The sequence below is a fragment of the Stenotrophomonas pictorum JCM 9942 genome (assembly GCF_001310775.1).
Lineage (GTDB): Bacteria > Pseudomonadota > Gammaproteobacteria > Xanthomonadales > Xanthomonadaceae > Stenotrophomonas > Stenotrophomonas pictorum.
Map to the genome: position 1 here is coordinate 1 of NZ_BAZI01000109.1, position 8,109 is coordinate 8,109.

An 8,109-nucleotide genomic window follows, 5' to 3' on the forward strand; every position below is an offset into this window, starting at 1 on the left:
CCCGGCGGTTCCCGGGAACGCCGGTGCGGACGGCGGCGTCTGCTGCGCCTGCGCCGCCCCTGCCAACAGCAGGCCGGCCATCATCGCCTGCCATCCACGTGTTGCCACCATCATCCACGTCCGCCTGTTCCGCCGAGCGCGCAGGATACGGCGGCGCGGCTTCAGATTTTGTTGGTGGATGCCCGGCCCTGTTCAGCGTAGAAAACAAATCCGTCTCACACGCTGAGATCGGGGTGTGCTTCCATGCCGCTCCTTTGACCGGCAGTTGCGTGCATGGCGTTCTCCCTCGCTCCCCGCACCGAAGCCAGCGAACGGGCGCTGGCAACCACCGATGGCCTGCCTTCGCGTGACGGCTCGCTGCTGGGCCAGCGCTTGGCCCGGCGCTACAAGGACCGGGTGACCGGCAGCTTCACCCTTCCCGGCCGCGAAGGCAGTTACGCGCCGATTCCCGATGACGTGCCGGAGGCGCTGAAAGCCGCATTGAAGGCGCGCGGCATCGAGCAGCTGTACTCGCACCAGGCGCAGGCCTGGGACGCCAGCCAGCGCGGCGAGCACGTTGCCATCGTCACCCCGACCGCCTCTGGCAAATCGCTGTGCTACACGCTGCCGGTGGTAAGCGCGGCGATGCAGGGCAATGCCAAGGCCTTGTACCTGTTCCCGACCAAGGCGCTGGCGCAGGACCAGGTGGCCGAGCTGCTGGAGCTCAACCGGGCCGGCGATCTTGGGGTCAAGGCCTTCACCTTCGACGGTGATACGCCCGGCGATGCGCGGCAGGCGATCCGTTTGCATGGCGATATCGTGGTCAGCAACCCGGACATGCTGCACCAGGCGATCCTGCCGCATCACACCAAGTGGGCGCAGTTCTTCGAGAACCTGCGCTATGTGGTGATCGACGAGATCCACACCTATCGCGGTGTGTTCGGCAGCCATGTCACCAATGTGCTGCGCCGGCTCAAGCGCATCTGCGCGTTCTACGGCGTGCAACCGCAGTTCATCCTGTGCTCGGCCACCATCGGCAACCCGCATGCGCATGCCGAGGCGCTGGTGGAAGAGAAGGTGCATGCGATCACCGAGTCCGGCGCGCCGAGCGGACCCAAGCACGTGCTGCTGTGGAACCCGCCGGTGATCAACGCCGATCTGGGCCTGCGCGCCTCCGCCCGCTCGCAGGCCAACCGCATCGCCCGCATCGCGATCAAAAGCGGCCTGAAGACGCTGGTGTTCGCACAGACGCGCTTGATGGTCGAGGTGCTGACCAAGTACCTGAAGGACATCTTTGACAACGACCCGCGCAAGCCGGCCCGCATCCGCGCCTACCGCGGCGGCTACCTGCCGACCGAACGGCGCGAGGTGGAACGGGCGATGCGCGCGGGCAGCATCGACGGCATCGTCAGCACCTCGGCGCTGGAGCTGGGCGTGGATATCGGTGCGCTGGATGTGGTCATCCTCAACGGCTACCCGGGCAGCGTCGCCGCCACCTGGCAGCGCTTCGGCCGCGCAGGTCGGCGTCAGCAGGCGGCGCTGGGCGTGATGGTGGCCAGCAGCCAGCCGCTGGACCAGTACGTGGTGCGACATCCGGATTTCTTCGCCAATGCCACGCCCGAACACGCACGCATCTCGCCGGACCAGCCGCTGATCCTGTTCGACCACATCCGCTGCGCCGCCTTCGAACTGCCGTTCCTGGCCGGCGAGCCGTTCGGGCCGATCGACCCGCTGGTGTTCCTGCAGGCGCTGGCCGAGACCGAAGTGGTGCACCAGGAAGGCGACCGCTGGGAGTGGATCGCCGACAGCTACCCCGCCAACGCGGTGAGCCTGCGCGCGGTGGCCGATGGCAACTTCGTGGTGGTGGACCGCAGCGACGGCAAGCAGCAGATCATCGCCGAGGTGGACTATTCCGCCGCCGCGCTGACCCTGTACGAAGGCGCGATCCACATGGTGCAGAGCACGCCCTACCAGGTGGAGCGGCTGGACTGGGACGGGCGCAAGGCCTACGTCACCCGCACGCACGTGGACTACTACACCGACAGCATCGACTTCACCAAGCTCAAGGTGCTGGACCGCTTCGACGGCAACGGCGCCGGTCGCGGCGATTCGCACCATGGCGAGGTGCATGTCGTGCGGCGCGTGGCCGGCTACAAGAAGATCCGCTACTACACGCACGAGAACATCGGCTACGGCCCGGTCAACCTGCCCGACCAGGAACTGCATACCACCGCGGTGTGGTGGCAGTTGCCGCAGGCGACCTTGCTGCGCAGCTTCGCGCAGAAGCAGGACGCGCTGGATGGTTTCCTCGGCGCGGCCTATGCGCTGCACATCGTCGCCACGGTGGCGGTGATGGCCGATGCGCGCGACCTGCAGAAGGCGGTGGGCAGCGGCGATGGCGCCTGGTTTGCAATCGCCGACCAGACCGGCCGCGGGCAGCTGCGTGGCAACGACGCCGGCGAGACCACGGTGGAACTGATGCAGAGTTTCGTGCCGACGGTGTACCTGTACGACAACTTCCCCGGCGGCGTGGGCCTGAGCGAGCCGCTGTGGCAGCGTCAGGACGAGCTGGTACAGCGCGCGTTGGAACTGGTCGAGCGTTGCGACTGCAGCGCCGGCTGCCCGGCCTGTGTCGGTCCGGTGCTGGCCGCGCAGGAGGACAACAACGACGTCACGCCGCGTTCGCTGGCGCTGCGGGTACTGGCGCTGCTGTCGGCCGAGCGCTGCGATCAGGTGCCCGCCGTGATGGTCGATGACGTGGACGAGGCGCTCGACCTGCTGCCATGAGCATCAGCCTGGACAAGCTCAAAGCGCTGCGGAAACAGGCCGGGCATGTGGACAAGGCAGCGCTTGCGCCGTCTTCCGCATTGGTGGTGGATGCAGCGACGTCACCCGCTTCCGCTTTTTCAGCGACGACAAGGGACGCGCGAGGTTCTTCGCAACCAGACAGCGATGGGACGATTGCAGACGCGGCGACGGTAGCGACGTCGCCGACATCGACCGCGGAAAACGCCACCGCCTCCCCCATCGCAGATGTCGCCACACCGCCATTGCCCGCGCACGGCGATACGACAGCGCGCGCGCAACAACATCCACCGGCGCCGCGCGAAACCTCGGTGTTCGGCTGGGTCGAGCAGATCCAGCACAAAGCGGTCGCGGCACCGCGTGCGCCTGCCGCAACTTCCACGCGGCCAGCTGTGCGCCGGCCGCAGGATGGCGACGTGTTGCGGCGCCTGCTCGCCACCCGCAAGCGGGCTGCCGGCGCTCCGTTGCGCGCCGAACCTGCGGGCCCCGTTGATCGCGAATTGCCCGGCAGCGAGATCGCGCCCGGCCTGCATCTGATCGAAGCCTTTCTGCCCCAGCCAATTCCCGCGCAGCCGCTGTCGCTGGCTTTCAGCAAGCGCCCCGATGAGGCGGTGGCCCCGCACGATCTGCTGTTCTTCGATACCGAAACCACCGGTCTGGCCGGCGGCACCGGCACCCGCGCCTTCATGGTCGGCGTCGCCGACTGGCATCGTGATGCCGCGCGTGGTGAAGGCCTGCGTGTGCGCCAGCTGCTGATGGCCACGATGGCCGCCGAGAGCGCGATGCTGGAGCTGTTCGCCAGCTGGCTGGCGCCGTCCACCGTGCTGTCCAGCTACAACGGCCGCTGCTACGACGCGCCGCTGCTGAAGACGCGCTACCGGCTGGCACGGCGTGGCGATCCCATTTCGGCGTTGGACCATGTGGACCTGCTGTTCCCGACCCGCCGCCGTTATCGCGGCACCTGGGAGAACTGCAGGCTGGGCACCATCGAACGGCAGCTGCTGCAGATCGCCCGCGAGGATGACCTGCCCGGCTCCGAAGCCCCGGCGGCGTGGCTGGGCTATCTGCGCGGCGGCAGCGCCCGCAACCTGCGCCGTGTCGGTGAGCACAACCATCAGGATGTGGTGACGCTGGCGCAGCTGTTCCTGCGGCTGGTCGAGGAGCAGCGCAACGACGAAAGTCGGCATGAACTGGAAGCTGCCGGATCATCTGCCGCAGCGGTGTCTTGAGGACGTACTCCGTTGCCCGCATCGCTTCTTACCGTTACCTCTCGTTGCTCGCGGGAATCGTATCGGGAGCGGTGCTCACTCCTCGATAAGTGACTTGTCGCAGGCCGTACAGCTATGGATGACAACCAGCTGGCCCGTCACCTCGTCCTGATAGTCGGCTACCTGATATCCAGCCGGGTTATTGAAGTGGTTGATCGCGTGGAACCCATGTCCATCGATCTTGATCGTCTCATCATCGCCACGGCTGCGTGGGTCAACGTAGCTGTCGACGGCAATTACGGCCATCGCATCCGTTGAGGGACTCATGGCTTCCTCAGGACTGACATCTCCACGGAAAACAGATCTTCAGCTTTCCAGCGTTCATGAAAAGGGGTTCCCGGCCGCATACCCGGCACACCCACGCCATCCATATCATTTCGACCGTATTGCCTACGGGGGAAATAGACGTCAACAGCGCTTTCCGTTTCAATCTCGCCACCATCGACACCACCAATGAAACGCGTCGAAGTACTGCCGCCATCTGGATTTAGATCTATTCGCGCCTCGACAAAGCCGACGCGACATGGACCAAGACCAAAGTAATCGTGGTCCTCGAACAGGTCGGTATAGATCACACCGCGATAGGTATCGGCATCGACCTGTTGCAGTTCGAACGGCACGTTCTCCTTGATCCGCATCCGCGTACCGGCCATGCCCCCCAGATCCGGCAGACACGGGTCGGCCAGTTTCGTCTCGTACTGCATGAAGCCTTTGATCGAGGCGAATGGACCCGGCGCGTCTTTCAGCGTCACCGTCAGTTCGTACGCGGTGGGAGTGGGGTTGCGCTTGAGTTCGGGCTGCGGCGGCGCTCTATGCCTCACATCCGCGTAGGCACCTGAGGTGAAAGAGCCAACGCCGCATGCCGTAAACACACTGCTCAGCAGCAGCGCCCCAAGGATGCGAAGTATCGATTTCATCAGTCCTCCATGACGGGCACGTTGATCCAAACGGGACGAAAGCAGAACGCCTTTGCGGAATCGGAACCAGACGCTTTCGACATCGGCATCCGAAAAGTCGGGGGGGTGCAGGTGTTCCTGTGGACTACACCGTTGAGACGCACCGCCGGACAGCGATAGAGGCGATGAAATAGTGAATCGGCGCGCACCCGCCGTGCTATCGGCAAGCGCGCGCCCTCACATCGAAAGACGGGGTGCGCCCTGTTCCTGTTGTTGCATCTGTTGCGAAGGCGAAGCGGCCTGCCGCTTTTCAAAGAGCGCAGCACGCTCAAAAGACTGCTCCACGGCAGTGGCCACGGCTTCGGATGAACTCACCTGCACGCGCAGGTGCGCCGGGTCATTCAACGCGCCCTGGACAACAAACAGGTTGGGACCTGCGACAGGGGCAGCGCCTCCCGGGCTCATCAGCACATGGTCGGCACGGGTGATGCCACCGGCCTTGGCCTCCGCGAACAGTCGCGCACTGGCGCGATCTGTCGCTGCGTCCGGGACCCGGTCAAGAATGGCATCCACCGCCCTCATGCCCTGCTGGATCTGCACGTAGAGCCCGTGATCCGGGTGTGCAGGATCGCGGGCATCAACGGATGCAGGCAATGCACAGCCGGTCTGTCGCAATGCCGCGGGCTGTTCCTGCATGTCACGTCCGGCGAACACGTTGCGGGCCCGGTCAACGACACCGTCGACAACGTTCCGTGGCAGCGCCAGTGTGTTGTGGAGCGTGGCCACGTCCGCGCGGTACTTATCGATCATCGGCTTGTACTGTTCGTAGCGGGCGGCATTCTCAGCACCGGTGATCGAGCCGCCGATACCGAGATCATTGTCCGCGAGGAAGTTGCGGCTGTAGTGCGCCTCGACGCCAACGCCAGCCACTACGGCCAGCGGATTGCGTAGATCAGTGAAACGACGGTCATCGTTGGCGTACCCAGCCAACTCCAATGCTTGAATATCCTTCTGTGCGGCGTAAACACGGACTTCGCCGACATGCCGACTCGCAGCGCTCACAAAGTCGGTCGCACGCACATGGTTGATGATCTGGCTGCCCCCTTCATGCAGGTCGGCGGTCAGACCTGCAGCACCATAGGCGTTGAAGGTCTCACCGCGCAGGCCATAGCGGTAAGCGGTGATCTGCGCCAGCGTTCCACCAAGAGAATGACCAACAACTGAGAGTGGCATTGCTCCACAGGCTTCAGCATTGTTCTTCGCATATTCCAACGCGAACTCTGTTGCGTTCATCGCAGCTTTGGCCTGGCTGTTCGCTCCAAACATCACCATTCCACCGTCGGCGATAAGACCATCCTTGACCAGTTGCTTGTCGAACTCGGTGCCGCGGTGGGCAAGGATCAGCTCACCGGTCTGCAGGCTTTCATACAGAACTCCCTGATAGCCGGATTCATCATCGAAGCGCCTGACAACCTTGATCCTGTGTCCATCAAGATCAAACCATTCTTCTTCTTGACGCGGCTTCGCCGCCTCATACACATCTACGGCCAACCTGGAATTGATGGTCGTGTCCATGCCCGGTCAGTTCCGCTTATGGGCAACAAGCTCGATGCCGAAGAGGTCTTTCCCATCCACTCTGGCGCGCATCTGGGTTCCTTCCCGGAATGAAGGAACAGATGCGCCACCGAACGTCCCTGCGGGATACTGACGCTTCAGAAATCCCGAATGCATGGGAGTCTGCTTCTGGATTTCATCCAGCGACAGGTATTCAACAAATGCGCTTTCGGTCGTCGCTCCGGTTGGCCGCAACTCCACCCTTGCTGCTACAAGGCCCACATGGCAGCTCCCCAGACCAAAGTAATCGTGGTCCTCGAACAGATCGGTATAGATCACACCACGATAGGTATCGACATTGACCTGTTGCAGTTCGAACGGCACGTTTTCCTTGATCCGCATCCGCGTACCGGCCATGCCCCCCAGATCCGGCAGACAGGGATCGGCCAGTTTCGTCTCGTACTGCATGAAGCCTTTGATCGAGGCGAATGGCCCCGGCGCGTCTTTCAAAGTCACCGTGATTTCGTACGGGGTGGGCGTGGGGTTGCGCTTGAGTTCGGGCTGCGGCGGCGCCCTGTGTTTTACATCCGCGTAAGGATTGGATGCGATCGGGTCAGACATCGAACGTGCTCCGCATGCGGTGCCGATACCGGCCAGGAACAGTGCCATAACGGATAGAGAAATCGGCTTCATCGGTCCTCCATGACACGTAAGTGGAGCCGATTGTGCCGCAGATGGAATTCGGCGAGTTCACAGCACGCCGGCACAAACGACTGTTGCCGAAGACTCGCAGACCAGACACCCCTTTACCGTGACCCGCTTCCACTTTTGCCGAAAACAGAAGGGCCGCGCAGCAATGTTGCGCGGCCCGGGGCATGATCGGCCGGTCAGCCGCTGACCGGTTTGGCCAGGCCCTCGCGGATGACGTGCTGGATCAACTGCTCGGCCTCGCGCTCGGCGCGGGCACTGGCTGCGGCCTGCTGCTTGCCCAGTGCAGCCTGTCGCGTGCCCAGCGCCGCCTGCTGTCGGGCAAGACGTTGCATTTCCTCACGCAGCGCCGGGGTGTCTAGCTCGGCACGGGCCTGCTCGGCCTTGCGACGGGCCGCTTCGACGGCGCTGCGTATGGCCTCGGTGCTGTCATCGCTGCGTAGCGCCAGCTGGGCATGTTGCGCGGCCAGGGCACCGATACGCGCGCCGATTTCGCCCATGCGTGCACCGATTTCCCCTTGCCGCTCGCCCAGCTTGCCTTGCTGTTCACCCAGCTGGCCCTGTGCCTCACCCAGGCGCGCGGTCTCCGCATACAGCTGCTGGAAGCGTGTCAGCGTGGCGGCGTCACGGACCACGTACTGCTTGCCGTCGCGGCGCAGCCAGAGCACGCCGTTGCCGTCGTCCAGCTGCTGTGCGTGGCGTAGATCCGCGACCGAACCATTCATCACGTTGTAGTCCCCCTTCAGCAGTACATAGCCATCACTGCGGGGTTGGCTGGAGAGATGGAGCACGCCCTGCGTCTTCACTGGTGCCGCGGGAGGAGCGGACGGCATCGTCGGTGCCGCCGGCATCGCCGGCGCGGGCAGGGCTTTGGGCATGGCCGGCATGACAGGCGCGGG

Annotated in this window: 6 protein-coding genes and 1 pseudogene; 2 read left to right on the forward strand and 5 right to left on the reverse strand. The window is 64.1% G+C overall.

What is annotated here, in order from left to right; translation table 11 throughout:
• The first annotated feature begins 273 nt into the window (after positions 1–273).
• Positions 274–2,766 (forward strand): DEAD/DEAH box helicase, encoded by a 2,493-nt coding sequence (locus tag JCM9942_RS07465; protein WP_054658828.1) that lies wholly within the window; start codon positions 274–276, stop codon positions 2,764–2,766.
• Complete coding sequence (locus JCM9942_RS07470) at positions 2,763–4,013, forward strand: ribonuclease H-like domain-containing protein (protein WP_083468461.1); 1,251 nt, start codon at positions 2,763–2,765, stop codon at positions 4,011–4,013. Before JCM9942_RS07465 ends, JCM9942_RS07470 begins: the two co-directional genes overlap by 4 nt.
• A gap of 75 nt (positions 4,014–4,088) precedes the next feature.
• Here JCM9942_RS07470 and JCM9942_RS19610 read toward each other — a convergent pair whose 3' ends face one another.
• The 5 genes and pseudogenes from JCM9942_RS19610 to JCM9942_RS07495 form a co-directional block, all read right to left on the reverse strand.
• Positions 4,089–4,319, reverse strand: a complete 231-nt coding sequence (locus JCM9942_RS19610) for a hypothetical protein (protein WP_145974287.1) — start codon at positions 4,317–4,319, stop codon at positions 4,089–4,091.
• Complete coding sequence (locus JCM9942_RS07480) at positions 4,316–4,969, reverse strand: hypothetical protein (protein WP_054658834.1); 654 nt, start codon at positions 4,967–4,969, stop codon at positions 4,316–4,318. Before JCM9942_RS07480 ends, JCM9942_RS19610 begins: the two co-directional genes overlap by 4 nt.
• A gap of 216 nt (positions 4,970–5,185) precedes the next feature.
• A complete protein-coding gene (locus JCM9942_RS07485; protein WP_054658836.1) occupies positions 5,186–6,523 on the reverse strand; it encodes an XVIPCD domain-containing protein in 1,338 nt (445 codons plus the stop codon).
• 6 nt (positions 6,524–6,529) lie between these two features.
• Entirely contained in the window at positions 6,530–7,195 is a 666-nt protein-coding gene (locus JCM9942_RS07490) for a hypothetical protein (protein WP_057505925.1), read from the reverse strand.
• Between the two features lie 194 nt (positions 7,196–7,389).
• Positions 7,390–8,109 (reverse strand): annotated as a pseudogene (locus JCM9942_RS07495) (M56 family metallopeptidase); the annotation flags it as partial.

Coding starts and splice junctions, on each gene's coding strand:
- JCM9942_RS07470 (WP_083468461.1), top strand. CDS start 2,763: ATGAGCATCAGCCTGGACAAGCTCAAAGCGCTGCGGAAACAGGCCGGG.
- JCM9942_RS07485 (WP_054658836.1), bottom strand. CDS start 6,523: ATGGACACGACCATCAATTCCAGGTTGGCCGTAGATGTGTATGAGGCG.
- JCM9942_RS07480 (WP_054658834.1), bottom strand. CDS start 4,969: ATGAAATCGATACTTCGCATCCTTGGGGCGCTGCTGCTGAGCAGTGTG.
- JCM9942_RS07465 (WP_054658828.1), top strand. CDS start 274: ATGGCGTTCTCCCTCGCTCCCCGCACCGAAGCCAGCGAACGGGCGCTG.
- JCM9942_RS07490 (WP_057505925.1), bottom strand. CDS start 7,195: ATGAAGCCGATTTCTCTATCCGTTATGGCACTGTTCCTGGCCGGTATC.
- JCM9942_RS19610 (WP_145974287.1), bottom strand. CDS start 4,319: ATGAGTCCCTCAACGGATGCGATGGCCGTAATTGCCGTCGACAGCTAC.